The organism is Variovorax multivorans, from assembly GCF_051216835.1.
Lineage (GTDB): Bacteria > Pseudomonadota > Gammaproteobacteria > Burkholderiales > Burkholderiaceae_C > Variovorax.
Window position 1 is genome coordinate 102,817 of sequence record NZ_JBPJZL010000011.1, and the last position, 25,751, is coordinate 128,567.

General features: G+C 68.5%; 20 protein-coding genes. 12 read left to right on the forward strand and 8 right to left on the reverse strand.

Annotated features, from left to right (window positions below; genetic code table 11):
- Both ACSFCA_RS26365 and ACSFCA_RS26370 read right to left on the reverse strand, forming a co-directional pair.
- Positions 1-5,703 (reverse strand): alpha-2-macroglobulin family protein, encoded by a 5,703-nt coding sequence (locus tag ACSFCA_RS26365; protein ID WP_435461599.1) that lies wholly within the window; start codon positions 5,701-5,703, stop codon positions 1-3.
- 156 nt (positions 5,704-5,859) lie between these two features.
- Positions 5,860-7,368, reverse strand: coding sequence for a CoA-acylating methylmalonate-semialdehyde dehydrogenase (locus ACSFCA_RS26370; RefSeq protein WP_435461598.1), 1,509 nt, complete (start codon positions 7,366-7,368; stop codon positions 5,860-5,862).
- 119 nt (positions 7,369-7,487) lie between these two features.
- Between ACSFCA_RS26370 and ACSFCA_RS26375 the strand changes: the two genes are divergently transcribed.
- From ACSFCA_RS26375 to ACSFCA_RS26400, 6 genes are all read left to right on the forward strand, one after another.
- Complete coding sequence (locus ACSFCA_RS26375; protein ID WP_258351747.1) at positions 7,488-8,417, forward strand: LysR family transcriptional regulator; 930 nt, start codon at positions 7,488-7,490, stop codon at positions 8,415-8,417.
- A gap of 144 nt (positions 8,418-8,561) precedes the next feature.
- The gene (locus ACSFCA_RS26380; protein WP_258351748.1) at positions 8,562-9,728 is read left to right on the forward strand and encodes an MlaE family ABC transporter permease; all 1,167 of its coding nucleotides are present in this window, start codon (positions 8,562-8,564) and stop codon (positions 9,726-9,728) included.
- 4 nt (positions 9,729-9,732) lie between these two features.
- A complete protein-coding gene (locus ACSFCA_RS26385) occupies positions 9,733-10,575 on the forward strand; it encodes an ABC transporter ATP-binding protein (protein ID WP_258351749.1) in 843 nt (280 codons plus the stop codon).
- Positions 10,576-10,591: 16 nt separating this feature from the next.
- Positions 10,592-11,551 (forward strand): MlaD family protein, encoded by a 960-nt coding sequence (locus ACSFCA_RS26390; protein WP_097200589.1) that lies wholly within the window; start codon positions 10,592-10,594, stop codon positions 11,549-11,551.
- Between the two features lie 26 nt (positions 11,552-11,577).
- Entirely contained in the window at positions 11,578-12,261 is a 684-nt protein-coding gene (locus tag ACSFCA_RS26395) for an ABC-type transport auxiliary lipoprotein family protein (RefSeq protein ID WP_435461597.1), read from the forward strand.
- Between the two features lie 27 nt (positions 12,262-12,288).
- Positions 12,289-12,510, forward strand: coding sequence for a hypothetical protein (locus tag ACSFCA_RS26400; RefSeq protein ID WP_093053572.1), 222 nt, complete (start codon positions 12,289-12,291; stop codon positions 12,508-12,510).
- A 27-nt stretch (positions 12,511-12,537) separates the two neighbouring features.
- Here the strand turns inward: ACSFCA_RS26400 and ACSFCA_RS26405 are convergent, their stop codons facing one another.
- Together ACSFCA_RS26405 and ACSFCA_RS26410 are read right to left on the reverse strand one after the other, a co-directional pair.
- Entirely contained in the window at positions 12,538-13,284 is a 747-nt protein-coding gene (locus ACSFCA_RS26405) for an SIR2 family NAD-dependent protein deacylase (protein ID WP_435461596.1), read from the reverse strand.
- Positions 13,281-14,144, reverse strand: coding sequence for an IclR family transcriptional regulator (locus ACSFCA_RS26410; protein ID WP_435461595.1), 864 nt, complete (start codon positions 14,142-14,144; stop codon positions 13,281-13,283). The genes ACSFCA_RS26405 and ACSFCA_RS26410 overlap by 4 nt, the downstream gene beginning before the upstream one ends.
- Positions 14,145-14,294: 150 nt before the next feature.
- Between ACSFCA_RS26410 and ACSFCA_RS26415 the strand changes: the two genes are divergently transcribed.
- From ACSFCA_RS26415 to fahA, 6 genes are read left to right on the forward strand one after another with little or no spacing between them, the layout of a single operon-like run.
- Positions 14,295-15,254: an MBL fold metallo-hydrolase gene (locus tag ACSFCA_RS26415; RefSeq protein WP_435461594.1), complete on the forward strand. Its 960-nt coding sequence runs from the start codon at positions 14,295-14,297 to the stop codon at positions 15,252-15,254.
- Positions 15,255-15,291: 37 nt separating this feature from the next.
- Entirely contained in the window at positions 15,292-16,929 is a 1,638-nt protein-coding gene (locus ACSFCA_RS26420) for an FAD-dependent oxidoreductase (RefSeq protein WP_435461593.1), read from the forward strand.
- A gap of 5 nt (positions 16,930-16,934) precedes the next feature.
- Entirely contained in the window at positions 16,935-17,135 is a 201-nt protein-coding gene (locus ACSFCA_RS26425; protein ID WP_258351754.1) for a DUF2783 domain-containing protein, read from the forward strand.
- Positions 17,136-17,183: 48 nt separating this feature from the next.
- A complete protein-coding gene (gene hmgA, locus ACSFCA_RS26430; protein ID WP_435461592.1) occupies positions 17,184-18,494 on the forward strand; it encodes a homogentisate 1,2-dioxygenase in 1,311 nt (436 codons plus the stop codon).
- Entirely contained in the window at positions 18,491-19,474 is a 984-nt protein-coding gene (locus ACSFCA_RS26435) for a Bug family tripartite tricarboxylate transporter substrate binding protein (RefSeq protein WP_435461591.1), read from the forward strand. Before hmgA ends, ACSFCA_RS26435 begins: the two co-directional genes overlap by 4 nt.
- Before the next feature lie 22 nt (positions 19,475-19,496).
- Positions 19,497-20,762: a fumarylacetoacetase gene (gene fahA, locus ACSFCA_RS26440; protein WP_435461590.1), complete on the forward strand. Its 1,266-nt coding sequence runs from the start codon at positions 19,497-19,499 to the stop codon at positions 20,760-20,762.
- A 146-nt stretch (positions 20,763-20,908) separates the two neighbouring features.
- On the opposite strand, the gene mrdA is transcribed toward fahA, so the two are convergent.
- The 4 genes from mrdA to ACSFCA_RS26460 all read right to left on the reverse strand — a co-directional run bounded on the left by mrdA (position 20,909) and on the right by ACSFCA_RS26460 (position 25,545).
- Positions 20,909-22,879, reverse strand: coding sequence for a penicillin-binding protein 2 (gene mrdA / locus ACSFCA_RS26445; RefSeq protein ID WP_435461589.1), 1,971 nt, complete (start codon positions 22,877-22,879; stop codon positions 20,909-20,911).
- Between the two features lie 55 nt (positions 22,880-22,934).
- Positions 22,935-23,456 carry a rod shape-determining protein MreD gene (gene mreD / locus ACSFCA_RS26450; protein WP_093076761.1) on the reverse strand — a complete coding sequence of 174 codons (522 nt, stop codon included), beginning with the start codon at positions 23,454-23,456 and terminating at the stop codon, positions 22,935-22,937.
- Positions 23,453-24,415: a rod shape-determining protein MreC gene (gene mreC, locus ACSFCA_RS26455; RefSeq protein ID WP_258351759.1), complete on the reverse strand. Its 963-nt coding sequence runs from the start codon at positions 24,413-24,415 to the stop codon at positions 23,453-23,455. Before mreC ends, mreD begins: the two co-directional genes overlap by 4 nt.
- Positions 24,416-24,501: 86 nt before the next feature.
- Positions 24,502-25,545, reverse strand: coding sequence for a rod shape-determining protein (locus ACSFCA_RS26460; protein ID WP_007833435.1), 1,044 nt, complete (start codon positions 25,543-25,545; stop codon positions 24,502-24,504).
- Positions 25,546-25,751: the final 206 nt, after the last annotated feature.

Sequence of the window (25,751 nt, forward strand, 5' to 3'; positions counted from 1 at the left end):
TCAGGGTTTCACGGTCATGGTCTGGGCGGTGCCCTCGCCGAAAACTTCAGGCGCGTACATGGCTTCCACGCGCACCGGGGGCAGCTTGAAGTCGCCCGCGTTGTTCAGCCGCACGGTGTATTCCACGCGCCAGTTGCCGCGCGGCACATAGCGGAAGTAGGCACGATAGCTGTCGGTGGCGCGTTCGATGTAGCTGGGCCAGGCCCAGCCCTCTCTGGTTTCGCCGCGCTGCGCGAGATTGCTCTCGCGGCCCAGGCCGCGGCCGAGCTGGCTCGCGCCCGAGGGCACGGCGTCGCGCACCACCACCCAGGTCTGCTCGGCGGTCGATTCGAGATCCAGCCGCACGCGGTAGACGTCGCCCACCGACCACTGGCCCTTGCGCTTCTGCTCGACTGGCGTGACGCTGCGGCGCACCACGAGGCCGTTGGTGACGGGCTGCGTGTTGCGCACTGCTGCCAGCGTGCTGATGGTGGCCCACGGCTTGCCGCTGCCTTCGTGGCGCAACTGCAGCGTGCCTCGGGCGCCTTGCGCGGGCCAGGGCAGCAGCATGCTCGGGGCCTTGGCATCGGCCCATGTGGCGTCGCGCGTGGTGCGGCCCAGCGTGGCGCGCGTCACGCCATCGACCGGGCCCGCCTCGAACTGCTGCTGGAAGCGGCGCAGCGCGACCGTGCTCCAGGCATTGCCGGTGGTGGTGCTCCAACGGCCTACGCTCTGGCGGCCGACCAGCCCCTGCGTGATGAGCGGTGCATCGGCCTTCCAGCTTGCGTCGGTCTCGGCCCATTGCTGAGCGAGCAGGGCCATGCGCGCGGCGGTGCTGTCGCCGCTCCACATGAACCACCACCAGTGCTGCGCCGATTCGTCGCGCCAGCGCAGGCGCGTGCCTTGCACGTCGAAGCGGCTGCGCAACTGCGCGCCGGCTTCCTTCAGTGCGGCGTCGCGCTCGGCATCGGCGGGCATTGCCATGAGCGCGCGCGACCAGTCGACCAGCGATTGGGCCGAGAGCGCATCGAGCGCCTTGGGCTTGACCACGATCTTCGCGCGGCCGTGCTCCACCAGCGTTGCCTGCGCGGCGAGCTGCTGCGGCTCCAGGTAATTGCGCGGCGCCCAGTCTTGCGCGGTCAGACGGCCTTGAAGCAGGGCATCGAGCGCATCGAGCATCTGGCGGCGCAGTGCCTCGGGCACGGGCCAGCTCTTGGCGTGGGCGAGGTCGAGCAGTTGCACGGTGAGCATCTCGCTGCCGGACAGCGAGGACTCGGGGAAGTAGCGCGCCAGCCCCTTGCCGTCGATGTACTTGGGCAGCTGGGCCATCAGCTTGTCCCAGCTCGCCCGGTCGTCGAGCGAGACATAGCGCGAGCTTTGCTGTTCGAGGCAGCTGTACGGGTACTGCGCCATCCAGCGCGTCGATTCGGCGAGTGCCGCATCGACGAGGCTGGACTGCAGCGCGACGCGCATGCCGCCTGTGAGCGGCACCGCATCGCGCGGCTGCACAACGGGCACGGCGCCCGCGTCGACCACCGACAGCAGCGTCGACTGGCGCACCGTGGCGGTCAGTGCTGGCACCACGCGCTGCGTGACTTCCAGCGCGTCGCGTTCTTCACCACCCTGCGCACTGATGCGCCAGCGCAGCGTGCCGGCGCCACCGGGCACGGCGACAGGCCACAACACTTCCTGCGTCTGGCCGGCCGCGAGCTGCACGCGGCGCTCGATCTTCAGGCCGCGCGCGGCCAGTGCATCGGCGGGCACTACATCGCGTGCGCCGGACCATTCGCCATTGGGCTCGACGACGGCCTCGGCCTTGAGCACCACGGCGAGCGGCGACGCACCCGTGTTGCGCAGGCTGAGCTTCTGCACGATGGCATCGTCCGCGCGCAGCAGCTCTGGCAGGCCGCTGAAGATCTGCAGCGGCTGCGTGCTGGTGATGGTGGTTTCGCCCTGGCCGAACTGCGCCTCGCCCGCGCTGGCGATGGCGACGATGCGGAACTGGGTGAGCGCGTCGTTGAGCGGGACGGTGGCGCGGGCGATGCCTTGGGCGTCGGTGCGCAGGTCGGTGCGCCAGAGGATGAGGGAGGAGAGGTCAGTGCGCGGGGGCGGCTCGTCCGGCGCGTCCGGCTTCGAGGCGCGCATCGCGGCGGCCGCGACCGGGGCCGGAGCGCCCGGTACGACGCCGAACAAGCCGCGCGCGGCCTCGTCGTCCGGCCGGTGCTGCGGCTGCAGACCGAGCTCGACCCGGCGCAACAGGCGGGCATCGAGGGCCGTGCTGGTGACCGAGTTGCCACGCGCCGCGAACATCGCCCGGGCCAGCGCCCAGGTGCCATTGGGCTTGAGCGCCAGCAGGGCCTGGTCCACCGCGACCAGTGTCACGCGCGCGCCACCCACGGGCTGGCCGGCAACATCGCGCACCGCGACTTCCATCGGTAGCTGCGTGCGCGGCCGCGCCGTCGCAGCCTCGGGACGCAAACCGACGGAAAGCGTCCACGCGTCGGGACGCACCGGCACCTCGGCTCGCTGCACGCTCGCCAGCGGTGCGTCCTTGCCTGCGTCCTGCAGCGGATACACATAGCGCGCCGCCAGATGCACGTTGGGCGCATGTTGCGCGGTCAGCGGCAGTTCGATGCGCTGCGCCATCGCGGTGATCGCATGCACGCTGGCGGCCATCACACCTTCGCGTTCCACGGTGAGCAGCAGGTTCGCCGGCAGACGCTCGGGACGCGCGACCACGATGGCGGTCTCGCCAGGGCCGAAGGACGGTCCGTTCTCCAGCTGCAGCGCTGAGCGGGCCAGCGCCTCCTGCCAGCCCAGTGTCCAGCGGTACTGCAGCATGTCGGTGCGCACGACGGCGCGGCTGTGCTTCAGGCTGCTGGCGCTCGCGCTGAACAGCCATTGCTCGGGCACCTGCTGGCCCGACACCGCGGCGGGTAGCTGCCAATCGCAGGTCCACCGCCCTTGCGCGTCGGTGCGGGTGCTGCACACATCCATCTCGGGGCCGAGGTCGGTGACTCGCGTCTGCCCGCTGTTCCAGTTCCGCTGCACCGGCTTGACGCGCACGCTCACGGGCTCGTCGACCACCGGCCGGTTCTGGTCGTCGAGGGCAATGCCTTCGATGGCCTGCGGCCGATCCCGGTCTTTCGCACGCACGCGCAGGCCGAGCTTCATGCGGTCGGGCCACAGCATGGTGCTGGCGCCGACGGTCTGGGTTTCGCCGTTGGGGTCCTGGAACTTCAGCTCGGTCTGCAGCAGCATCGGCCGTTCCAGCGATGGCGCCTTGAGCCGCAGCTGCGTCCTGCCGGCGGCATCGAGCTTCGTGGCTTGCGGTGGAATGGACGACGGCATGGCAGGCGCGGCATCGAGCGTTTCGTCGTAGAACGCGTAGCCGGGCTGCGGGCCTTGCACCTGGCGCGCCCAGCCCTGCTGCACGGTCACCGGCAGCCCGGCCGCGGCGCCGCCGGCGAAGTAGCTCAGCCGCGCATCGACCACCGCGAGCTGAGCGTCGCGCTCCCACAGCGCCTTGGTGCGCAGTTCGCTGTCGAACACCGGCGTGCGGAACTCCTCGACCTGGAACTGCGCACTGGCCAGCTGCCGGCCGCCCTGCAACACCAACACGGTGTAGTTGCCGAGCTTGGCGTCGAACGGGATCGTCCACTGGCTGGTGGCGCTGCCGTCGGCGCCGAGCGGCACACTGGACGTATTCACCTTGTCGCTCCAGCTGTAGCGAATCTCGACATCCAGCGTGCCCGCTGGCGGCAGCGCGAAGCCACGGCTTTCGAGCAGCCGCACGACGTGCTGCATGCTGACGGTCTCGCCCGCCTTGAAGAGCGTGCGGTCGAGCACGGTATGGGCGCGGATGTTCTGCGCATCGCGGCCTGCGGAGAAGCCGTTCCACCCGGCCGAGACCTGCATCAATGCCATGTCGTCGCCGGCGCGCACCACCACCCAAGGGCTGTTGTTGCCGCCGCCACCGTAGCGTGGCGTCACGGCACGGGTGTTGTTGCTGCACGCCAACTTGCCGCGCAAGGCTTCGTCCGGCCGGGCCAGGCCCTGCGCATCGGTCTTGCCGCGCCAGAGCAGTTCGCGGTTGCATGAGTACACAGCCACATCGGCGCCCGCCACCGGCTTGGCGCTGTCGAACGCGGTGACCCAGATCACCGAAGCGCCCGCATTGCCGAAGCTCGCGCCGGGGTTGAGGTTGGTGGCTTGCACCACCGCATAGCGCTGGCGCGGCGAGGCATCCCGGGTTTCGCTCGGACCAAGCGGGCGCGTGTCGATGTATTGCGTGAAGGCGGCGCTGTCAGCGCGCACCACGTGCAAGCCGGGCGCGGCGAGCGGCACGCCGACGAATTCCATGCCTTCGCCCTGCGTGGCCAACGTCGATGTACGCGGTACCCCTGCCTTGGCGTTCAGCTGTTCGGTGGGCCACTGGCCGGCCTGCTGGTTCTGCAGCAGTTCGATGGCGTAGGCCTCGATGCCCACGCCCATCTCGCCGCCGAGCCGCCATTGCCGCAGCGGCACCGACTTCTCGACGCGGCGCACGGCAAAGGCCGCCACTGCGTCGGACTTGCCGGCTTGCCACGGCATGACGGCGAGAGAGTTGGCCACACCCAGATATGGCGGCAGGCGAGCGAATTCGACTGTCTTGGGAAACTCCGACGCGTTGACCAGCGGCCGGCCGAGCACGTCGCGGAAGTCCTCGGGCAGGCGCACGGTGAAGCGAGTGCCCTCGCCAAAACTGCCCTTCGGCGGCATCACACGCAACTGCCGAACCTCGTCACGGCGCCACGTGTCGACGGCATCGAAAGACAGGTCGGCGCCCGACGCGTCGGTCAGGCGGATGCCGCCGGACCTCATGAGGCCGATGCCGGCGGAGAAAGTCAGTTCGACCGGCCGGCGCGGGTCGCAGGCCTTCTGTCCCTGGGGGTAGTCGAGCACCGTGCACTCGACACGCGCGGTGAAGCGCGGGCGGGTGGTGTAGTTGAAGAGCTTCGGCTCGGCACCGTCCACGGGCACCTGGCGCAAGCGCAATTGCACGCCTTCGGGCAGCGGCTGCGCGCAGCGCAGTGCCAGGGCATAGGTACCCGACTGGGCTGCGCGCAGCGCCGAGGTCAGGGCGGCCCCGGTGACCAGCTCTGTCGGCTGGCTCTGCACCTTGTCGCCGTCGCGCAGCTCGCAGGTGAAGCCGGCCGCCAGCGTCTGCGGATCACCCACGGGCTGGGGGTCGTAATGGCGCAGCAGGAAGACCTGATCGGGCGCGACCTGCGAGCCCTCGGCCGGAAAGGAAGTAGAAAAACCATGGGGACCGGCCACGAAGCTCGCAGCCGGCGGCGTGGTCACGGCCTCGCCCGCCAGCGTCTTCAGCCCAGCCTTGAACACGACATTGCATCGCGTCCCACCACGCACATCTTTCTCGAACTCGAAGGCCCAGGCGCGCGGACCGATCCAGCGCGCGCGCCCTGCCGGCGCCTGCGGCGAGCACTGCACGCTCGCGGGCTCGGCCCCTTCACTCTGGCCCAGCGGCACCATGTCGGCATCGAAGCGGATAGCCACCTGCCGCACGTCGCGCGCTTCGCCTTGCGGGCTCACGCTGAGCACGCTGGCCGCGTGCAGCGTCGGCGCCGCGACGAGCGCCGTGGCCAGGGCCAGCAGCCGCCAGAGCGCGCCGCCGGCCGAAGCCGGGTTTCGGAAAGTCCTCGTGTTGTTGTTCGCAGCCATGTCTCCTCGGTCCTCTCTGGTCTTCTGATGTTGGACGCGAGATGCGTCCGGGTTTCTAGGCGGTCATGGCGAACTCTACGGAAGAAACGTTTCAGAACCCGAAGGATCGGGGAGGCCCCGGCGCAACGGCGGCCGGGGGCTTGCTTTTTTATCTGATTACTTGGCAGTCGGCATCACGAACTCGGCACCCTTGCCGATGCTCTCGGGCCAGCGCTGCATCACGGACTTCTGCTTGGTATAGAAGCGCACGCCCTCTTCGCCGTAGGCGTGCATGTCGCCGAACAGCGAGCGCTTCCAGCCGCCGAAGCCGTGCCAGGCCATGGGCACCGGGATCGGCACGTTGATGCCGACCATGCCGACCTGGATGCGGCGGCTGAATTCGCGCGCCACGTTGCCGTCGCGGGTGAAGCAGCTCACGCCGTTGCCGAACTCGTGCGCGTTGACGAGGTCAACCGCGTCCTTGAAGTTGGCCACGCGCACGCAGCTGAGCACCGGGCCGAAGATTTCTTCCTTGTAGATGCGCATCTCGGGCGTGACGTTGTCGAACAGCGTGCCGCCCATCCAGAAGCCGTCGCCACAACCTTCGCCGGCCTTGCTGCCGTCGAAGCCGCGGCCGTCGACCAGCAGCTTCGCGCCTTCCTTCTCGCCCAGGTCGATGTAGCCGGTGATGCGCTCGTGCGCGGCACGCGTGACGATCGGGCCCATTTCGGCGGCAAGGTTGGTGCCGTTGAGCACCTTCAGCGTCTTCGTGCGTTCGATGAGCTTGGGAATGATCTTGTCGGCCACGTCGCCGACCAGCACTGCCACGCTGATGGCCATGCAGCGCTCGCCGGCCGAGCCGTAGCCCGCGCCGATCAGCGCGTCGACCGTCTGCTCGATGTCGGCGTCGGGCAGCACCACCATGTGGTTCTTCGCGCCACCCAGGGCTTGCACGCGCTTGCCGTGGCGTGCGCCGGTTTCGTAGATGTAGTTGGCGATGGGCGTGGAGCCGACGAAGCTGATGGCCTTGACGTCCGGATGTTCGAGCAGCGCGTCGACGGCGGCCTTGTCGCCCTGCACGACGTTGAACACGCCGTCGGGCAGGCCGGCTTCCGTCAGCAGCTCGGCCATGCGCAGCGAGGCGCTCGGGTCGGTCGGGCTGGGCTTGAGCACGAAGGTGTTGCCCGCGGCAATGGCCACCGGGAACATCCACATCGGCACCATCACCGGGAAGTTGAAGGGCGTGATGCCGGCAACCACGCCGAGCGGCTGGCGCAGCGTCCAGTTGTCGATGCCGGTGCTCACCTGGTCGGTGAAGTCGCCCTTGAGCAGCTGCGGAATGCCGCAGGCGAACTCGACGATGTCGATGCCGCGGCTGACTTCGCCCTGCGCGTCGGTGAAGACCTTGCCGTGCTCGGCGGTGATGAGGTGGGCCAGCTCGTCCTTGTGCTCGTTGAGCAGCTGCAGGAACTTGAACATGACGCGCGCGCGGCGGATGGGCGGGGTGTCGGCCCAGGCCGGGAAGGCGGCCTGCGCGGCTGCAACGGCTGCCGCGACCTGCGCGGTGTCGGCCAGGCCGACCTTGCCGGTGACGGCGCCGGTGGCGGGGTTGGTCACGTCCTGCGTGCGGCCGGAGGTGTTGGCGGCGGGCTTGCCGGCGATGAAGTGGTCGATGGAGGTGGGCATGGGGAAGGCTTTGAAGAGGGCTTTGCTGGCGGAGGAGTGCGGTCAGTTTAGGCAGCACCTTGTTCCGCGCCTAGTCACGAAGCTTGAACTTATTGTTCATGATGCTGAACAATACAAACATGAAACCCCAAAATATCGAGTCGCTCTGGACGCACCTGCACTGGCTCACGGTGCTGGCTCAACAGGGCAGCTTCACGGCTGCGGCGCTACGCCTGGGCGTGAGCAAGGCGGCCATGAGCCAGCGCATCGCCGAGCTCGAACGCGCGGCCGGTGCGCCATTGGTGCAGCGCACCACGCGCAGCGTGCGGCTCACCGAGGCCGGCCAGCGGCTGGTGGAAGACATGCGCGGCCCCTTCGAGCAGATTGCCCACAGCTTCGCGGGCGTGCGCGACTTGGCTGGCGTACCGCGCGGGCTGGTGCGGGTGACGGCGCCGGTGGCATTCGCGCGCCAGCAGCTGGTGCCGCGGCTGGCCGACTTCCTGCGCGCGCAGCCCGAAGTGCGCCTCGAGCTCGACCTGTCGGACCGGCTCAGCTCGCTCGCGATGGAGGGCTTCGACCTGGCCATCCGCCATACGGCCGCACCGCCCGACACGCACGTGGCGTGGACGCTTTGCGAAACCCGCTCGGTGCTGGTGGCCAGCCGTGCCTACCTGCGCCGCCGCGGCACGCCGCGCGAGCCGCAGGCGCTGGCGGAGCACGACTGCCTGCACTACCCGCGCGCGCAGGAAACGCCGACCTGGCACTTCGAGGCAAAGGCCTCGGCACCGCGCATCACGGTGCCGGTCTCGGGGCCGCTGGTCGCGAACAACAGCGAGGCGCTGCGCGACGCGGCCCTCAGCGGGCTGGGCATTGCGCTGGTGCCCGACTTCAGCGCGCAGTCGGCGCTGCAGTCGGGCAAGCTGCAGCAGGTGTTGCCGCAGTGGCGCTCGGTGGGTGCTTTCGGCGAGCGGCTGTATGCAATACGTCCTTACGCCACGCATGTGCCGCAGGCTGTGACGGCCTTTGTGGGGTGGCTGCGCGAGGCGCTGTCCGAGGGCTTTTCAGCGTGATCGCATCTGCCCTGAAGAAAACCTGAAGAAACGGCGTTGTGCCCTACGCAAACGAGGGGTCTGGAGCACCTTCACACTGGATGCACCCGGTTACGATGCGCGCTTCCACCCCCGCCTTTGTTAACTTTCCCGCTCACCCGCCCTATGTCCCCTGCCACATCGACTGCCGACGCTTCCGCCGCCGACAGCGCGTGGCCCCGCGTCGAGCAGCGGGAGCAGGAAGGCCGCCAGTGGACGGTAGCCAGCGGCTGCTGGACCACGCTGGCGATGTCGTCCAAGCCGGCCTGGCAAGCACTGGCCAAAAGCCTGGAAACCGCCCCTCCCGCCGACGACCGCGCCTGGGACCTGCGCCCCATCGGGCAGCTCGACCACATCGGCGCGCAGCTGCTGTGGGAGCACTGGCGCCACCAGTGGCCGGCCACGCTCGAAATGTTGCCGCAGCACAAGGCCGTGCTCGACCAGGTGGCGCAGTACACCGTCGCCACGCCGGACGAGCCCCCGCCCTCGCTCAGCGACCGCATCCGCGCGTTCTCGCACAACGGCCCGCGCGTGATGTACGTGGTGCGCGACTTCACGAGCCTGATCGGCCAGCTGGCGCTCGACGTGGGCCGGCTGATCCGCGCGCCGCACCGCGGGCCGTGGCGCGATTTCTCGGGGCACCTGTATCAGTTCGGCGCCACGGCCCTGCACATCACGGCGCTGGTGGGGCTGCTGATTGGCGTGGTGCTGGCCTACCTGATCTCGCAGCAGCTGCGGCAGTACGGCGCCGAGACTTTCGTGGTGAACATCCTCGGGCTCTCGCTGATCCGCGAGCTGGGGCCGGTGCTGGCTGCCGTGCTGATCGCCGGGCGTTCGGGCTCGGCCATCACGGCGCAGATCGGCGTGATGCGGGTAACGGAAGAACTCGACGCAATGCGCGTGATGGGCATCGCCCACGGCTTTCGCCTCGTGATGCCGCGCGTGCTGGCACTGGCCATCGCGATGCCGCTGATCAGCCTCTGGACTTCGATGGCGGCGCTCGCGGGCGGCATGCTGGCGGCCGATGCGGCGCTCAATATTTCGCCCGCCTACTTTCTTTCAGCGCTGCCGCGCGCGGTGCCCATCTCGAACCTCTGGCTGGCGCTTGCCAAGTCGGCGGTGTTCGGCATTCTGATTGCGCTGATCGGCTGCTACTTCGGCATGAAGGTCAAGCCCAACACCGAGAGCCTGGGGCGCGGCACCACGCAGTCGGTCGTCACGTCGATCACCGCGGTGATTCTTGTGGACGCGCTCTTCGCAGTGCTCTTCAAGGGCATCGGATTCAGGGCCTGACACCATGAGCATGCCCGTACGCTCCGACACCTACACCACCGTGGTGGACATCCGCGGCCTGTGGACGGTGTTCCAGAGCCCCGATGGCGAGCAGGTGGTGCACCGCGACTTGCAGCTGCACATCGACCGCGGCGAGGTGCTGTCGCTGGTCGGCGGCTCGGGCACCGGCAAGACGGTGCTGCTGCGCCAGATCCTCGGGCTCGAAAAACCCACGCGCGGCCACGTCGAGGTGCTGGGCCAGGAGCCCGGCGAGCTCAGCGCATCGGGCGCGGCCAACGTGGGCATGCTGTTCCAGCACGGCGCGTTGTTCTCGGCCTTCAGCGTGCTGGAGAACATCGCCTTTCCGTTGCGCGAGCTGAAGCTGCTGCCCGACGAGCTGATCCGCCACGCGGCGCTGGTGAAGCTGCAGATGGTGGGCCTGGGCCCGCAGCACGCGAACAAGAGCCCGTCAGACCTCTCGGGCGGCATGATCAAGCGCGTGGCGCTGGCGCGCGCGCTCATCATGGACCCGCCGCTGCTGCTGCTCGACGAGCCCACGGCCGGCCTCGACCCCGAGGCGGCCGACAGTTTCTGCGACCTGCTGCGCGGCCTGCACCGCGAGCTGGGCCTCACGGTGGTGATGGTCACGCACGACCTGGACACACTGTTCGACCTGAGCACCCGCATCGCGGTGCTGGCCGACCAGAAGGTGATCGTCACCGGCGCGGCGCGCGAAGTCATCGCGTACCCGCATCCCTTCATTCACGAATACTTTCTCGGCGGGCGCGGCCAGCGCGCCCTTGAGGCTCTGCACGACAAGCCCGCCGAACAATCTCCATCGCAGCCCGCCGCCGAGGCGGGCCGCTGAAAGGTAGGTAGCCACCATGGAAAACAAGGCCCACGCCCTCGCCGCCGGCGCCTTCGTGCTCGGCCTGATCGCCGCGCTCGTCGGGCTGGTGATCTGGTTCACGCGCGACAACACCGTGCGCAACATCTACGAGCTGTCCACGCGCGACGCCGTCAGCGGCCTGCAGCCGCAGGCGATGGTGCGCTACCGCGGCATCGCGGTGGGCAAGGTGGCGTCGATCGACTTCGACCCCAAGGTCAAGGGCAATGTGCGCGTGCGCATCACGGTCGACGAGCGCGTGCCGCTCACCACCTCCAGCTTTGCCACGCTGAGCTACCAGGGCGTGACCGGCCTGGCCTTCATCGCGCTGGACGACAAGGGCGAATCGACGGTGTCGCTCAAACCGGACGACGACAACCCGCCGCGCATTCCGCTCAAGCCCTCGATGCTGGCGCAGCTGCAGGACCGCGGCGAGGCCATCATCAACCAGGTCGAGGAAGTGACGAAGCGCGCCAACCAGCTGCTGAGCGACCCCAACCAGAAGCGCGCGGCCGAAGCGCTGGAGAACATCGCGGCCGCCTCGGCCAGCGCCAACACGCTGCTCAAGACGCTCGACAACACGGTGAAGACCGGACTGAACCCCGCGCTGACGAAGCTGCCCGACACGCTGGCCTCGGTGAAGAAGGCCGCTGGCGACGTCTCGCGCGTGGCCACCAACTTCAACACCACCGTGGGCCGGCTGAATGCGCCCGACGGCCCGGTCGAGCGGCTGAGCGACGGCACCAAGGCGCTGGCGCAGGCCGTCGATTCGTTCAACGCGGCCACGCTGCCGCGCGTGAACCGCGTGGCCGACGACACCTCGCACGCCGTGCGCCGGCTGGGCCGCGCAGCGGACAACATCAACGACAACCCGCAATCGCTGCTGTTCGGCAACGGCGGCGCAGTCGCGGGCCCGGGCGAGCCGGGGTTCAGCGCGCCCGCTGCGACGCGGCCCTGAGCACCATCCAGGGAGAACCATCCACCATGAAGAACGCCATTCGCTCCTTGATGAACCCGGCCGCCATCGCGCTCGGCGCCGCACTGCTGGTCGCAGGCTGCGGCGCGCTGCCCGACAAGCCCGCGCGCACCACGCTGTACGACTTCGGCCCCGGCCTGACGGCGCCTGTTGCTGCCGCGCCCGCCGCAGCCGCCCTGCCCACGCTGGCGCTGGCCGAGTTCGACAGCAACTCCCGCCTGGACGGCACGCAGATCCTCTACCGGCTGGGGTACGCCGACGCCAACGAGCTGCGCCCCTACGGCCAGTCGCGCTGGAGCCTGCCGCCCGCGCAGCTGCTGCGCCAGCGGCTGCGCGACACGCTGTCGGAGCGCCGCACCGTGCTCGGCCCGGAAGAAAGCGCCACCATCTCGCGCAGCCGGGGCGAGGTGCCCGACACGCTGCGCATCTCGCTCGACGAGTTCAGCCACTACTTCGATTCGGCCAGCGCCAGCGTGGGCCTGGTGCGCCTGCGCGCCACGCTGGTCCGCAGCGCGCCCGGTGGCGACCGCGTGCTGGGCCAGCGCACTTTCACCGTGCGCCGCCCTGCTTCCAGCGCCGACGCACCCGGCGGTGTGAAGGCGCTGATCTCGGCCAGCGATGCCGCGATGGCCGAGGTGGTGCAATGGGTGGACCAGCTGCAGCAGCAGACACCGCAGCAGCCCCGGCAATAGCCATTCAACGGACGGAGGATCGACCCCATGAACGCAACACGCATCGTCGGCATCCTGCTGATCGTGGCCGGCATCGCCGCCCTGGGCCTCGGCAGCTTCAGCTTCACCAAGGAAACCCACGAGGCCAAGCTCGGCCCGCTGGAGTTCTCGATGAAGGAGAAGCAGACGGTCAACTTCCCCACCTGGGCCAGCGTGGCCGTGATCGTGGTGGGCGGGGCGCTGGTGCTGCTGGGCGGCAAGAAGGGCTGAGCGCCCTCAGCCCCCTTTCTTAGCCTTTCAGCCTGGCAGGCCTGCGAGCAGCTGCGGCAGCAGGTCTTCCGAGGCGCCGCGCAGCACCACGGTCGCTGCTTCATCCAGATGAGGCAGCGGCTCCAGATTGAGCGTGATGAGCCGAGCCCCGTGCGCCAGCGCCGTCTGCGGCAGCTCGGCCGCCGGATAGACGATGGTCGTGCTGCCGACCACCATGAACAGATCGCACTCCTGCGCGGCCACCTGCGCGTCGAGCAGCACGCCTTCGTTCAGCATCTCGCCGAACATCACCACGTCGGGCCGCGCGTGCGAGCCACAGCGCAGGCAGCGGTGAAAGGGCCATGGGCCGCTGCGGTTGCCGCAGTGGTCGCAGCGCCAGCGGCGCAGCGAACCGTGGAGTTCGAGCACGTCGAGCCCGCCCGCCTGGGTCAGCAGGCCGTCGACGTTCTGTGTGACCAGCCGGGTGGCGGGCCGCAGCCTTTGCAGCAGCGCTAGCGCGGTATGGCCCGGGTTGGGCTGTGCCGATTCGATCATCGACAGGCGCTGCGCCCAGAATTTCGTGAAGCCCGACGGGTCGCGCTGGAGGTCTTCGGCATGGGAGAACTGCAGTGCATTCTGGTTCTTCCACAGGCCGTCCGCATCGCGGTAGGTCGGGATGCCCGAGGCGCGCGACAGGCCAGCGCCGGAGAACACGACGATGCGCCGGGCGTTGCGCAGCAGCTCGATGGCCGCGTGGAGAGGAGGAGAAGAGATATCTGGTTTGACTGGCGTCATCGCTCTGGTCTGGGGGGATTCGCGGCAGGCGGGTTGGCGGTGGCGCCCAGGCGCTGCGACACGGTGTCCGCGCAGGCCTTGAGCGCGCGGGAAATCTCGCCGTCCCACGCGGTGTCGAAGATACCGGCCGGGCCGATGGCGGTCACGGCCAGCACGATGGCGCCAGTGTGGTCGAAGACCGGCGCAGCCATGGCGCTGACGCCTTCGATGACCTCGCCGTCGGAGCGGCTGATGCCGTGCGCGCGCACTTCCTGCAACTGGCGCTCGAAGTCGCTCCACGAGGGCAACGGCTGCACCGGCGGCATGCCGGCGGCCGGGGCCGGCTCGGCGCCCTTGCGCTGCTTCTGGCGCTGGCGCTCGTCCTCGAGCAGCTGGCGCACCGCGTCGGCATCGAGGAAGGCTGCAAACACGCGGCCCGAGGCCGTATTGGTCAGCGAGAACACCGTGCCGTGCCGCATGTTCACGTGCACCGGCGAGGGCGATTCGGCCGTGCGCACGATGGTTGCGCCGCGCGCGCCCCACACGGCCAGCGCCACGGTGTGGCCGGTCTGCTGGGCCAGCTGGGCGATCAGCGGGGTGGCAATGTGCACCGGGTCGGCCTGCTGCAGGCTGATGAGCCCCAGTTGCAAGGCGAGCGGGCCGAGCAGATAGTGGCCGCTGGCACGGTCCTGCTCGATCAGGCCCAGGCGCCCGAAGCTGACCATGTACGGGTGCGCCTTGGCGGCCGTCATGTCGGCCTCGCGCGCCAGGTCTTTCAGCGCCATGGGCCGGCCGTGGTGCACCAGCGCGCGCAGCAGCTGGCCACCGACTTCGATGCTCTGGATGCCGCGCTGGGCGCGGTCGGTGTCACTGGCTGCCATGGCCGGCCTCGCCTTCTGGTCGTTCGTTCATGAAGAAGGGATTAGACATTAACTGATCAGCGGCTTACACTGCGGAAATTCGTTCACCGCGAATTCGTTCAGATTAGACGAATCGCAAAACCAACCTCACCCCACCAACGGAGACAACCGATGAGCCAAGCCAAGAAATTCGCCAGCCAGGCCGACATGGAAGAGAAGAAGATCACCTTCAGCCAGATCTCCGAACATGCCTGGGCCTACACCGCCGAGGGCGACCCCAACACCGGCATCGTCATCGGCGACGACTGCGTGCTGGTGGCCGATACCCAGGCCACCCCCGCCATGGCGGCCGACGTGGTGCGCCGCATCCGCGAAGTGACCGACAAGCCCATCAAGTACGTGGTGCTCACGCACTACCACGCGGTGCGCGTGCTGGGCGCGGCGGGCTACGATGCCGAACACATCCTGGCCAGCCAGGACACTCGCGACCTGATCGTCGAGCGCGGCGAGCAGGACAAGGCCAGCGAAATCGGCCGCTTCCCTCGCCTGTTCCAGAACGTCGAGACGGTGCCGCCCGGCCTGACCTGGCCCACCATGACCTTCACCGGCAAGATGACGCTGTGGCTCGGCAAGCTCGAAGTGCAGCTGATCCAGCTCGGTCGCGGCCACACCAAGGGCGACACCGTCGTCTGGCTGCCGGGCGAGAAGACGCTGCTGTCGGGCGACCTGGTCGAGTTCGGCGCCACGCCGTATGCCGGCGACGCCTACTTCAAGGACTGGCCGCAGACGCTGGACAACATCGCAGCCCTGAAGCCCGCCGCGCTGGTGCCGGGCCGCGGCGCCGCGCTGACCACGCCGGCCGAAGTGGCCGAGGGCCTGACCGGTACGCGCAACTTCATCTCCGACGTGTACGCCAGCGTGCAGGAAGGCGTGAAGGCCGGGCGCGACCTGAACGCGGTCTACAAGGACACCTACGAGAAGCTCAAGCCCAAGTACAGCCAGTGGGTGATCTTCGACCACTGCATGCCCTTCGACGTGAGCCGCGCCTACGACGAGGCCTCGGGCCACGCCGACCCGCGCGTGTGGACAGCCGAGCGCGACATCGAGATGTGGAAGGCACTGGAAGGCTGATTGCGCGAGACGACAGAAGAAGACACGGAGACAACACGTGATCGACTATCAGAGCCTGCGCTTCGACTATCGCCGCCACGCTGACCAGGACTCGGCCACGCCCGCCCGCCACCCGGTGGTGATCGTCGGCGCCGGCCCGGTCGGCCTGGCGCTGGCCATCGACCTTGCGCTGCGGCAGGTGCCCGTGGTGCTGCTCGACAACGACAACACGCTCTCCAGCGGCTCGCGCGCGATCTGCTTCGCCAAGCGCACGCTGGAGATCTTCGACCGCCTCGGCTGTGGCGACCGCATGGTCGACAAGGGCGTGTCGTGGAACGTGGGCAAGGTGTTCTTCCATGACGAGCAGGTCTACCGCTTCGACCTGCTGCCCGAGCCCGGCCACGAGCGCCCGGCCTTCATCAACCTGCAGCAGTACTACGTCGAGGGCTACCTCGTCGAGCGCGCGGCCACGCTGCCGCTGATCGACCTGCGCTGGAACAACAAGGTCACGGGCATCGAGCAACGCGACGACGGCGCGGTGCTGACCGTGGAGACGCCCGAGGGCGACTACCGGCTGCAGGCGGACTACGTTGCCGCCTGCGACGGCTCGCGCTCCAACCTGCGTCAGCTGCTGGGCCAGGAAGCAAAAGGCCGTGTGTTTCGCGACCGCTTCCTGATCGCCGACATCACGATGGACGCGCACCTGCCCACCGAGCGGCGCTTCTGGTTCGACCCTTCGTTCCACCCCGGCCAGAGCGTGCTGCTGCACAAGCAGGCCGACGGCATGTGGCGCGTGGACTTCCAGCTCGGCTGGGACGCCGACCCGGTGGAAGAGCGCAAGCCCGAGAACATCACGCCGCGCGTGCGCGCGCTGCTCGACAGCATCGGCTTCGAAGGCGTGCAGTTCCGGATCGGCTGGGCCAGCGTCTACACCTTCGCCTGCCAGCGCATGGAGCGCTTCCGCCACGGCCGCGTGCTGTTCGCGGGCGACTCGGCGCATGGCGTGTCGCCCTTTGGCGCACGCGGCGCCAATTCGGGCGTGCAGGACGCGGACAACCTCGCATGGAAGCTCGCGGCCGTGGTGCGCGGCGAGGCGCCCGACGCCCTGCTCGACAGCTACGCCAGCGAGCGCGAGTTCGCGGCCGACGAGAACATCCGCAACTCCACGCGCGCGACCGACTTCATCACGCCCAAGAGCGAGGTGAGCCGGCTGTTCCGCGATGCGGTGCTGGAGCTGACCAAACGACACGCCTTTGCGCGCACGCTGGTGAACAGCGGGCGGCTGTCGGTGGCCACGGTGCTGCGCGACTCGCCGCTCAACACGGCCGATGCCGAGGCCTTCGCGGGCGCGATGGTGCCGGGCGCGGCAGCCGCCGATGCGCCTGTCGTGCGCGCCGATGGCAGCACCGGCTGGCTGCTGCGCGAGTGCCATGTCTCGCAGTTCACCGCACTTGTGTTCGGCCAGGGTGAGACGGCCGAGCGCAGCCTGCAGGCGCTGAAGGCGAGCGACTTTCCGCTGCACGTCGTGCGCGTGGAAGGCGGCGGCACCGACGTCGCACTCGCCACGCAGCGCTACGACGCGCAGCCCGGCACCGTCTACCTGCTGCGGCCCGACCAGCACGTGTGCGCGCGCTGGCGGCAACCCACGGCAGTGAACATCCGCGCGGCCATCGGCCGCGCACTGGCAAAGGCGTGAACACCATGCAGCAGCAACAGCACCTGACCACCGCACCGAACCTCGAAGCGCCCGATGACTTCTACGAAGCGCTCATCGAGGCGCATCAAGGGCTTTCCACCGAGGAAAGCCATGCCTTCAATGCGCGCCTCGTGCTCGTGCTGGCCAACCACGTCGGCTCGCTGGCCGTGCTGCGCGAAGCCTTCGATGCGGCGCGCGCCGGCTAGGCTCCACGCATTCCAATCTCCTCATTGCGACTTTCGAAAGAGAAGCCCATGACCCCAGCAACCTCGCCCTCTGAACGGCGCTACCAGAGCGGCTTCGGCAACGAGTACGCCTCCGAGGCGGTGCCCGGCGCCCTGCCCCAAGGCCGCAACAACCCGCAGCGCGGCCCCTTCGACCTGTACACCGAGCTGATCTCCGGCACCGCCTTCACCGCGCCGCGCCACGAGAACCGCCGCACCTGGCTGTACCGCCGGCAGCCTTCGGTGGTGTCGGGGCGCTACCAGCCCTACGCGCAGGCGCATTGGACGACCGGCGCCGACCGCGAGATCCCCCTGCCGCCCGAGCCCCTGCGCTGGCATCCTCAGCCGCTGGACGGCGCGGCCGACATCGACTTTGTCGACGGCATGCGCACCATCGCGGCCAACGGCGATGCCGAGTCGCAGGTCGGCATCGGCTCGCTGATGTACCTCGCGGGCCGCTCGATGGAGCGCCGCGCCTTCGTCAACGCCGACGGCGAAATGCTGCTGGTGCCGCAGCAGGGCCGCCTCGTCATCACGACCGAACTGGGCGTGCTCGACGTGAAGCCCGGCGAAATCGCGGTGCTGCCGCGCGGCATGGCCTTCAAAGTGGCGTTGCCCGACGGGCTCTCGCGCGGCTACGTGTGCGAGAACTACGGCGCGCACTTCCGCCTGCCCGAGCTCGGCCCGATCGGCTCGAACGGCCTGGCCAACGCGCGCGACTTCCAGGCGCCCGTGGCGGCTTTCGAATCGGAAGAAGGCGCCTACGAAATCGTCAAGAAATTCGGCGGCCGCTTCTGGCAGGCGCCGATGAAGCAGTCGCCCTTCAACGTGGTCGCCTGGCACGGCAACCTGTCGCCAGTGAAGTACGACACGGCGCATTTCATGGTGATCGGCTCGATCAGCTTCGACCATCCCGATCCGTCGATCTTCACCGTGCTGACCTCGCCCAGCGACACGCCCGGCACTGCCAACTGCGACTTCGTGATCTTCCCGCCGCGCTGGATGGTGATGGAAAACACATTCCGCCCGCCATGGTTCCACCGCAACCTCATGAGCGAGTTCATGGGCCTGGTGCTGGGCGAGTACGACGCCAAGCCGGGCGGCTTCAAGCCCGGCGGCGCGAGCCTGCACAACTGCATGGTGCCGCACGGCCCCGACGAGGAAGCCTTCGACAAGGCCACGCACGCCGACCTGAAGCCGCACAAGCTGGACAACACGCTGGCCTTCATGTTCGAGAGCCGCTACCGCTTCATTCCGACGGACTTCGCGCTGAAGAGCCCTGCGCTGGACACCGACTACGCGGACTGCTGGGCCGGGCTGAAGGACCAGTTCAAGGCATGAAGAACGCATTCACCCTCACCCGCCGGGCGGCGGCCGTGGCGCTGCTGGCGGCGCCCTTCCTCGTGCACGTCGCACAGGCCGCAGACTTTCCGTCCAAGCCCATCCGCTTCATCGTGCCCTACACGCCGGGCGGCACCACCGACCTGGTGGCGCGCACCGTGGGCCAGAAGGTGTCGGAGAAGCTGGGCCAGCCGGTGCTGATCGACAACCGCGGCGGCGCGGGCGGCAACATCGGCATGGACGCCGTGGCCAAGGCCGCGCCCGACGGCTACACCATCGGCTTCGGTGCCATCTCGACCAACGCGCTGAACCCGCACATCTACAAATCGATGGCCTTCGATCCGCGTAAGGATTTCACGGCCATCAGCCTGCTGGGCACCTCGACCATCGTGCTCGAAGTGCCGGCGGCCTCCGCCATCAAGACCGTGCCCGACCTCGTTGCCGCCGCGAAGAAGAACCCCGGCCTGCCCTACGCCACCGCGGGCGCCGGCACCTCGATGAACCTGGCCGGCGTGATGTTCGCGCAGATGACCGGCACCGAGCTCGTGCACGTTGCCTACAAGGGCAGCGGCCCGGCCATCACCGACATGCTGGGCAACAACATCGGCGTGATGTTCGACAACCTGCCGGCGTCGCTGCCGCACATACAGGCCGGCAAGCTGCGCGCGCTGGCGGTGGCAGGCCCTACGCGCTCGCCTTCGCTGCCCAACGTGCCGACGATGGCCGAAGCCGGGCTCAAGGGCTACGCGCTGGAACCGTGGTTCGGCGTGTACGGCCCGGCGAAGCTGCCGGTGCCGATCGTCAAGGCGCTGAACGAGGCCTTTGTCGAAGCGCTCGCCATGCCCGACGTGAAGGCCAAGCTGGCGCAGGCCGGCTTCTCGCCGCGCAGCTCGACCCCACAAGAGCTGACCACGCTGACCGAAACCGAATACAAGCGCCTGGGCGATGTGGCCCAAAAGGCCGGCATGACCGCAGACTGAACCGATTCACAGAAAGACATCCATGACCGCACTGAACGCCACCCATGACCCGAAGCTGCGCAGCTGGGTCGCCTCGGCCCATGAAGCTGGCACCGACTTCCCGATCCAGAACCTGCCCCTCGGTCGCTTCCGCACGGCCGGCAGCAGCGAGGGTTTCCGCATCGGCGTCGCCATCGGCGACCAGGTGCTGGACCTGCGCGCAACGGGCCTCGTCGACACCGACGACATGAACGTGCTGATGAACGCCAGCATCAAGGACCGCCAGGCCCTGCGCGCCGCGATCTCCGCGGGCCTTGCCGAAGGCAGCGACAAGCAGGCCGCGTGGTCGAAGGCGCTGCTGGCGCAGGCCAAGGCCGAGATGACGGTGCCCTGCCGCATTGGCGACTACACCGACTTCTACACGGGCATCCATCACGCGACCACCGTCGGCAAGCTGTTCCGCCCCGACCAGCCGCTGCTGCCCAACTACAAGTGGGTGCCCATCGGGTATCACGGCCGCGCCTCGTCCATCGTCGTGAGCGGCCAGAGCTTCAAACGCCCGCAGGGCCAGACCAAGGCGCCGGATGCGGCCGAGCCGAGCTTCGGCCCCTCGAAGCGGCTCGACTACGAGCTGGAGCTGGGCTTCCTGGTGGGCCGCGGCAACGCGCAAGGCGAACCCATTGCCATCGGCGAGGCCGAAGACCACCTGTTCGGCGTGACGCTGCTCAACGACTGGTCGGCGCGCGACGTGCAAGCCTGGGAGTACCAGCCGCTCGGCCCCTTCCTCTCGAAGAATTTCGCAAGCTCGCTGTCGCCGTGGATCGTGACCATGGAGGCGCTGGCGCCGTTCCGCGCGAAGTTCGAACGGCCCGCGGAAGACCCGCAGCCGCTGCCGTACCTCGATTCGACATCGAACCGCGAGAGCGGCGCACTCGACATCACGCTCGAAGTGCTGCTACAGACCGCGAAGATGCGCGCCGAGGGCGTTGCCCCGGCGCTGCTCACGCGCGGCAACACCACCGAGGCCGCCTACTGGACGGCCGCGCAGCTCATCGCTCATCACACGGTGAACGGCTGCAACCTGCAGCCGGGCGACCTGCTGGGCTCGGGCACGCTGTCGGGCCCGAAGCCCGACGAGGCCGGCTCGATGATGGAGCTGACGCTGGGCGGCAAGCAGCCGATCACGCTGCCGAATGGCGAGAAGCGCACGTTCCTGGAAGACGGGGACACGCTGATCATTCGCGGTTACTGCGAGCGCGCGGGCGCGGTGCGCATCGGCCTCGGCGAGGTCAGCGGAACGGTGGTTTGAGGCTTGCGTTGCCCCCCTCCATCTTGTCCCCTCTCCCTCTGGGAGAGGGCTAGGGTGAGGGCAGCGGCGTCAGAACGCGCGCGATGGAGGTGAGGCCGCTCGCCCTCACCCCAACCCTCTCCCAGAGGGAGAGGGAGTAATACGGGTCAGGGCGCCGTGGCGGGCGTCGCCACAGGCACCGGCCACGCCACTTCACTCGCCACGCGCGGCTTGCCGATTGGCGCGGTCGCCTTGCCGGTCTTGATGGCCGCCAGGTCGGCCTCGCTCGGGTACTGGTTCGCGAGCCAGTAGTCGAACACCCGGCGCGCGATGGGGGCCGCGGCGCCCGCGCCCCAGCCGGCGTTTTCCACGATCACAGCCACGGCGATCTTCGGGTCGTTCACCGGCGCGAAGGCCATGAAAAGAGCGTGGTCGCGCTGGTGTTCTTCCAGTGCGCGCGCGTTGTACTTGGTGTTCTGCGCCTGCGTTACCGCCTGCGCCGTGCCCGTCTTGCCGGCTGCCTGGTAGGCCGCGCCCGCGAACACGCCGCGCGCCGTGCCGGCGGTGACCACGCTGGTCAGGCCGTCGCGGACCACCGCAACGTTGGCCGCCGAGAAGCCGAGGTTTTCCGCCGGCGGCTGCTGCAGCGGCACCACCTGCCCGCTCACGGTGTTGCGCGTGGCCAGCACGAGGTGCGGCTTGTGCTTCAAGCCGCCGTCAGCCACGATGGCCGTGGCCTGCGCCAGCTGCAGCATCGTGAAGGCGTTGTAGCCCTGCCCGATGCCCAGCGAGATGGTCTCGCCCGCGTACCACTTCTTTTGCTCGGGGCGCTTGTAGGTGTTGCGTTTCCACTCGGTGCTGGGCAGCACGCCGCGCACCTCGCCGCCCAGGTCGATGCCGGTGATCTGGCCGAAGCCCAGCGGCTTCATGAAGTCGTGGATCAGGTCCACGCCCATCTCGTTGGCCAGCGAGTAGTAGTAGATGTTGCTCGACAGCTGGATCGATCGGCGCATGTCGACGCCGCCCAGGTTGCCTTCGGGGCTGCCGAAGCGGTGGCCGCCGAAGTTGAAGTAGCCGGGGTCGTTCACCACCACGTTGGGCCCGCGCTTGCCGGTTTGCAATGCCGCTATTGCCATGAAGGGCTTGTAGGTGGAACCGGGCGGATAGGTGCCGCGCAGGGCGCGGTTCAGGAGCGGCTTGTCGAGGGACTCGGTGAGCGCCGCCCAGCTTTCGTTGTCGATGCCTTCGACGAACAGGTTGGGGTCGAAGGTGGGCTTGCTCACGAAGGCCAGCACCTCGCCGGTCTTGGGGTCGATGGCCACCAGCGCGCCGCGGCGGTCGCCGTACATGTCTTCCACCAGCTTCTGCAGCTTGATGTCGAGCGACAGCATCACGGTGTTGCCCGGTGTGGCCGGGTGGCTGGCCAGGCGGCGCACGGCGCGGCCGCCCGCCGAGGTTTCCATCTGCTCGACACCGGTCTGGCCGTGCAGCGTCTTCTCGTAGCTCTGCTCGATGCCGAGCTTGCCGATGTAATCGGTGCCCTTGTAGTTGGCCTGGTCTTCCTCGTCCCAGTCTTCCATCGCGGTCTTCTCGCGCTGGTTGATGCGGCCGATGTAGCCAAGCACGTGCGAGGCCAGCTCGCCCTGCGGGTAGTTACGGAACAGGCGCGCCTTGATCTCCACGCCAGGGAAGCGATAGCGCTGGGCCGCGAAGCGCGCCACCTCTTCGTCGCTCAGGCGGGTGCGGATGGGGATGGAGTCGAAGCTGCGCGAGTCTTCGCGCAGGCGCTTGAAGCGGCGGCGGTCGCGCGGCGAGACTTCGAGCACCTGGGTCAGGCTGTCGATGGTTTCCTCGACGTCGTTCACCTTGGAGGGCGTGATCTCCAGCGTGTAGGCCGAATAGTTCGAGGCCAGCACGATGCCGTTGCGGTCGAGGATCAGGCCCCGGTTGGGCACCACCGGTACCACGGCCGTGCGGTTGCTCTCTGCCTGCTCGGCCAGGTCTTCGTGGCGCGTGACCTGCAGGTACACCAGCCGCGCACACAGCAGGCTGAACGCGAACAGCACCGCCAGGCCAATGACGATCACGCGGCGCTTGAAGCGCGCGAGGTCGGCGGCGACGTTGCGGATTTCGGTCATGGCGGTGGGAGCTTAGGCGCGTGCAGTTGCTTTTGGCAAATGCGGCGGGCAGGGCTTAGAGGGGGCGGTTCTCGTCCGGTTCCGGGGTGCGGCGCTGCGGGGCCAGTAACAGTGCGGTGACCAAGGGCCACAGCGCGGCCTCGATGGCAGGCGAGATCAGCACAGACCACCCCGGGAACACACCGCCGCCGATCATCCGCGTGACGACCTCGATCAGCTGCGACAGCGCAAAGAGCGGCAGCACCTGCAGCGCCTGCGAGAGCACCGGATACCAGAGCAGGCGCCGGTGGATGGTGATCGCGAAGAAGCCCAGCGTGGTGTAGGACAGCGCATGCTGGCCCAGCATCGACGACTGGTGCACGTCCATGCACAGGCCGAACACGAAGGCCGCGCCGATGCCCACGCGCGCGGGCTGGTGCACACCCCAGAACACGATCACCAACGCCAGCAGGTCGGGCATCCAGACCGCGCGGCCGATGGGGATCATGTTGATGAGCAGCGCCACCACGAGGCTGCTCCACATGAAGAGCGGGCTGACGGGCAGCAGGAGCTGCTGCTGGCCTGGACGCTTGATCATGGGCGCGCTCCCGCTGGCTTCTTTTCGTTCTTGCCCGCGCCGGGCTTGCCTTCAGGCCGCTTGCGCTGGGTGGCGGCGGGCGCGGCAGGCGGCGGCGCGGCCGGCGTGCCGGTGGGCTCGAGCACCAGCACATAGCGCGCGGCCGTCACATGGGCCAGTGGCACGCAGTAGATGCGGGCGAAAGCCGAGTCGGCGCGCCGCTCGATGCGCTCGATCTTCGCCACCGGCAGGCCGGCGGGATAGATGCCGTCGACGCCGCTGGTGGAGAGCAGGTCGCCCTCCTGCAGGTCGGCATTGGCGGCCATGAAGCGCAGCTCCAGCCCGCCGCCGTGGGCCGAGGCGTCGCCGAAGGCCACGCTGCGCACGCCGGTGCGGGTGTTCTGCACGGGAATGGAAAGATCGCGGTCGATCACCAGCGTGACCTCGCTCGTGAAGGGCAGCACCTGCGTGACCTGGCCGAGCACGCCGCGCGCGTCGATCACCGGCGAGCCGGGCGCCACGCCCTGGGTCAGGCCCTGGTCGATGACGATCTTGCGGGTGTAGGGGTCGGCCGCGTCGTAGAGCACCTCGGCCGCGCGGCCCGGCGTGGCCGTGGTCTGGCGCAGTTCGAGCAGCTCGCGCAGGCGGGCGTTGTCCTGCAGCAGCGTGTCGGCCTGGGCGGCGCGTTCGGCCTGCATCATCAGCGCCTTGCGGGCGTCTTCCTCGTTGCGCTGCGCGGTCTGCAGGTCTTCGAGGTAGCGCCCACCTCCCAGCACGGCCTGCACCGGCTTCAGCGCCACCCATTGCACCGGGTAGAGCACCGCGCCGATGGTCGCGCGGATCGGCTGCACGATGTGAAAGCGCGCATCGGCCACCATGAGGAACAGGGCGAGCGCGCCGAAGAAGATCAGCTTGCTGAGCGCCGACTGCCCCTGGTTGAACAGGGGTGGCGCTGTGCGATCGAGCGTGCCCAGAGGCATGAATTCAGACCCGGCGGTGGTGCGGAATCAAATAACAAAAAGCCGGCCTGCGCAAGCAGAGGCCGGCCGATGATGGCTTTCGCCTTTTACTCGCTCGTGAAGATGCTGCCCAGGCGATCCATGCGCTCCAGGGCGATACCGCAGCCGCGCACCACGCAGGTCAGCGGGTCTTCGGCCACCAGCACCGGCAGGCCGGTTTCCTCGGCCAGCAGGCGGTCGAGGTCGCGCAGCAAGGCGCCGCCACCGGTCAGCATCATGCCGCGCTCGGCGATGTCGGCGCCCAGCTCGGGCGGCGTCTGCTCCAGCGCGTTCTTCACGGCCGAGACGATGTTGTTGAGCGGATCGGTCAGGGCTTCCAGCACTTCGTTGCTGCTGATGGTGAAGCTGCGCGGCACGCCTTCGGAAAGGTTGCGGCCCTTGACTTCCATTTCCTTGACTTCGGAGCCCGGGAAGGCCGAGCCGATGTTCTTCTTGATGACTTCGGCCGTCGGCTCGCCGATCAGCATGCCGTAGTTGCGGCGGATGTAGTTGATGATGGCTTCGTCGAAGCGGTCGCCGCCCACGCGCACCGAGCCCTTGTAGACCATGCCGCCCAGGCTGATGACGCCCACCTCGGTGGTGCCGCCGCCGATGTCCACCACCATCGAGCCCGAGGCTTCGCTGACGGGGAGGCCCGCGCCGATGGCCGCGGCCATGGGTTCTTCGATGAGGTAGACGGAGGTGGCGCCAGCTGCTTCGGCCGCGTCCTTGATGGCGCGGCGCTCGACCTGGGTGGAGCCGCAGGGCACGCAGATGATGATGCGCGGGCTCGGCGTGAGCAGCGTGCGCGGGTGCACCATCTTGATGAACTGCTTGATCATCTGCTCGGTGATCACGAAGTCGGCAATGACGCCGTCCTTCATCGGGCGGATCGCCTCGATGTTGCCAGGCACCTTGCCCAGCATGGCCTTGGCCTCGCGGCCGACGGCCTGGATCACCTTCTTGCCGTGGGGGCCGCCTTCGTGGCGAATGGCGACAACCGAGGGCTCGTCCAGCACGATGCCCTTGTTACGGGCAAATATCAGGGTGTTGGCGGTGCCGAGGTCGATCGCAAGGTCGGTGGAAAAGTACCGACGGAAAGCTCCAAACATGTGCGGAATTCCTCTGAGTACGGCCTGCGCATCGGCAGGTCGTCACTCTATTTTTTGGGTCGTTTGACGGGGTGAATTGATCGTTTTTGGCGCAAAAGCCGGCGCGTTCGCGGGGGTTGCGGCAAAGGCGGGATAATACCCGAATCCCCTCTGATTCCTGTATTAGCACCCGCTTCGGCGTGCGATTACCTTCGCTTTTTTGGGCC

What these genes read in the sequence shown, in the direction of transcription:
- mrdA (WP_435461589.1), bottom strand. Translation starts at nt 22,879, where the DNA reads ATGACCGAAATCCGCAACGTCGCCGCCGACCTCGCGCGCTTCAAGCGC.
- mreC (WP_258351759.1), bottom strand. Translation starts at nt 24,415, where the DNA reads ATGCCTCTGGGCACGCTCGATCGCACAGCGCCACCCCTGTTCAACCAG.
- ACSFCA_RS26435 (WP_435461591.1), top strand. Translation starts at nt 18,491, where the DNA reads ATGAAGAACGCATTCACCCTCACCCGCCGGGCGGCGGCCGTGGCGCTG.
- ACSFCA_RS26400 (WP_093053572.1), top strand. Translation starts at nt 12,289, where the DNA reads ATGAACGCAACACGCATCGTCGGCATCCTGCTGATCGTGGCCGGCATC.
- ACSFCA_RS26405 (WP_435461596.1), bottom strand. Translation starts at nt 13,284, where the DNA reads ATGACGCCAGTCAAACCAGATATCTCTTCTCCTCCTCTCCACGCGGCC.
- mreD (WP_093076761.1), bottom strand. Translation starts at nt 23,456, where the DNA reads ATGATCAAGCGTCCAGGCCAGCAGCAGCTCCTGCTGCCCGTCAGCCCG.
- fahA (WP_435461590.1), top strand. Translation starts at nt 19,497, where the DNA reads ATGACCGCACTGAACGCCACCCATGACCCGAAGCTGCGCAGCTGGGTC.
- hmgA (WP_435461592.1), top strand. Translation starts at nt 17,184, where the DNA reads ATGACCCCAGCAACCTCGCCCTCTGAACGGCGCTACCAGAGCGGCTTC.
- ACSFCA_RS26370 (WP_435461598.1), bottom strand. Translation starts at nt 7,368, where the DNA reads ATGCCCACCTCCATCGACCACTTCATCGCCGGCAAGCCCGCCGCCAAC.
- ACSFCA_RS26380 (WP_258351748.1), top strand. Translation starts at nt 8,562, where the DNA reads ATGTCCCCTGCCACATCGACTGCCGACGCTTCCGCCGCCGACAGCGCG.
- ACSFCA_RS26410 (WP_435461595.1), bottom strand. Translation starts at nt 14,144, where the DNA reads ATGGCAGCCAGTGACACCGACCGCGCCCAGCGCGGCATCCAGAGCATC.
- ACSFCA_RS26390 (WP_097200589.1), top strand. Translation starts at nt 10,592, where the DNA reads ATGGAAAACAAGGCCCACGCCCTCGCCGCCGGCGCCTTCGTGCTCGGC.
- ACSFCA_RS26365 (WP_435461599.1), bottom strand. Translation starts at nt 5,703, where the DNA reads ATGGCTGCGAACAACAACACGAGGACTTTCCGAAACCCGGCTTCGGCC.
- ACSFCA_RS26425 (WP_258351754.1), top strand. Translation starts at nt 16,935, where the DNA reads ATGCAGCAGCAACAGCACCTGACCACCGCACCGAACCTCGAAGCGCCC.
- ACSFCA_RS26375 (WP_258351747.1), top strand. Translation starts at nt 7,488, where the DNA reads ATGAAACCCCAAAATATCGAGTCGCTCTGGACGCACCTGCACTGGCTC.
- ACSFCA_RS26460 (WP_007833435.1), bottom strand. Translation starts at nt 25,545, where the DNA reads ATGTTTGGAGCTTTCCGTCGGTACTTTTCCACCGACCTTGCGATCGAC.
- ACSFCA_RS26385 (WP_258351749.1), top strand. Translation starts at nt 9,733, where the DNA reads ATGAGCATGCCCGTACGCTCCGACACCTACACCACCGTGGTGGACATC.
- ACSFCA_RS26395 (WP_435461597.1), top strand. Translation starts at nt 11,578, where the DNA reads ATGAAGAACGCCATTCGCTCCTTGATGAACCCGGCCGCCATCGCGCTC.
- ACSFCA_RS26415 (WP_435461594.1), top strand. Translation starts at nt 14,295, where the DNA reads ATGAGCCAAGCCAAGAAATTCGCCAGCCAGGCCGACATGGAAGAGAAG.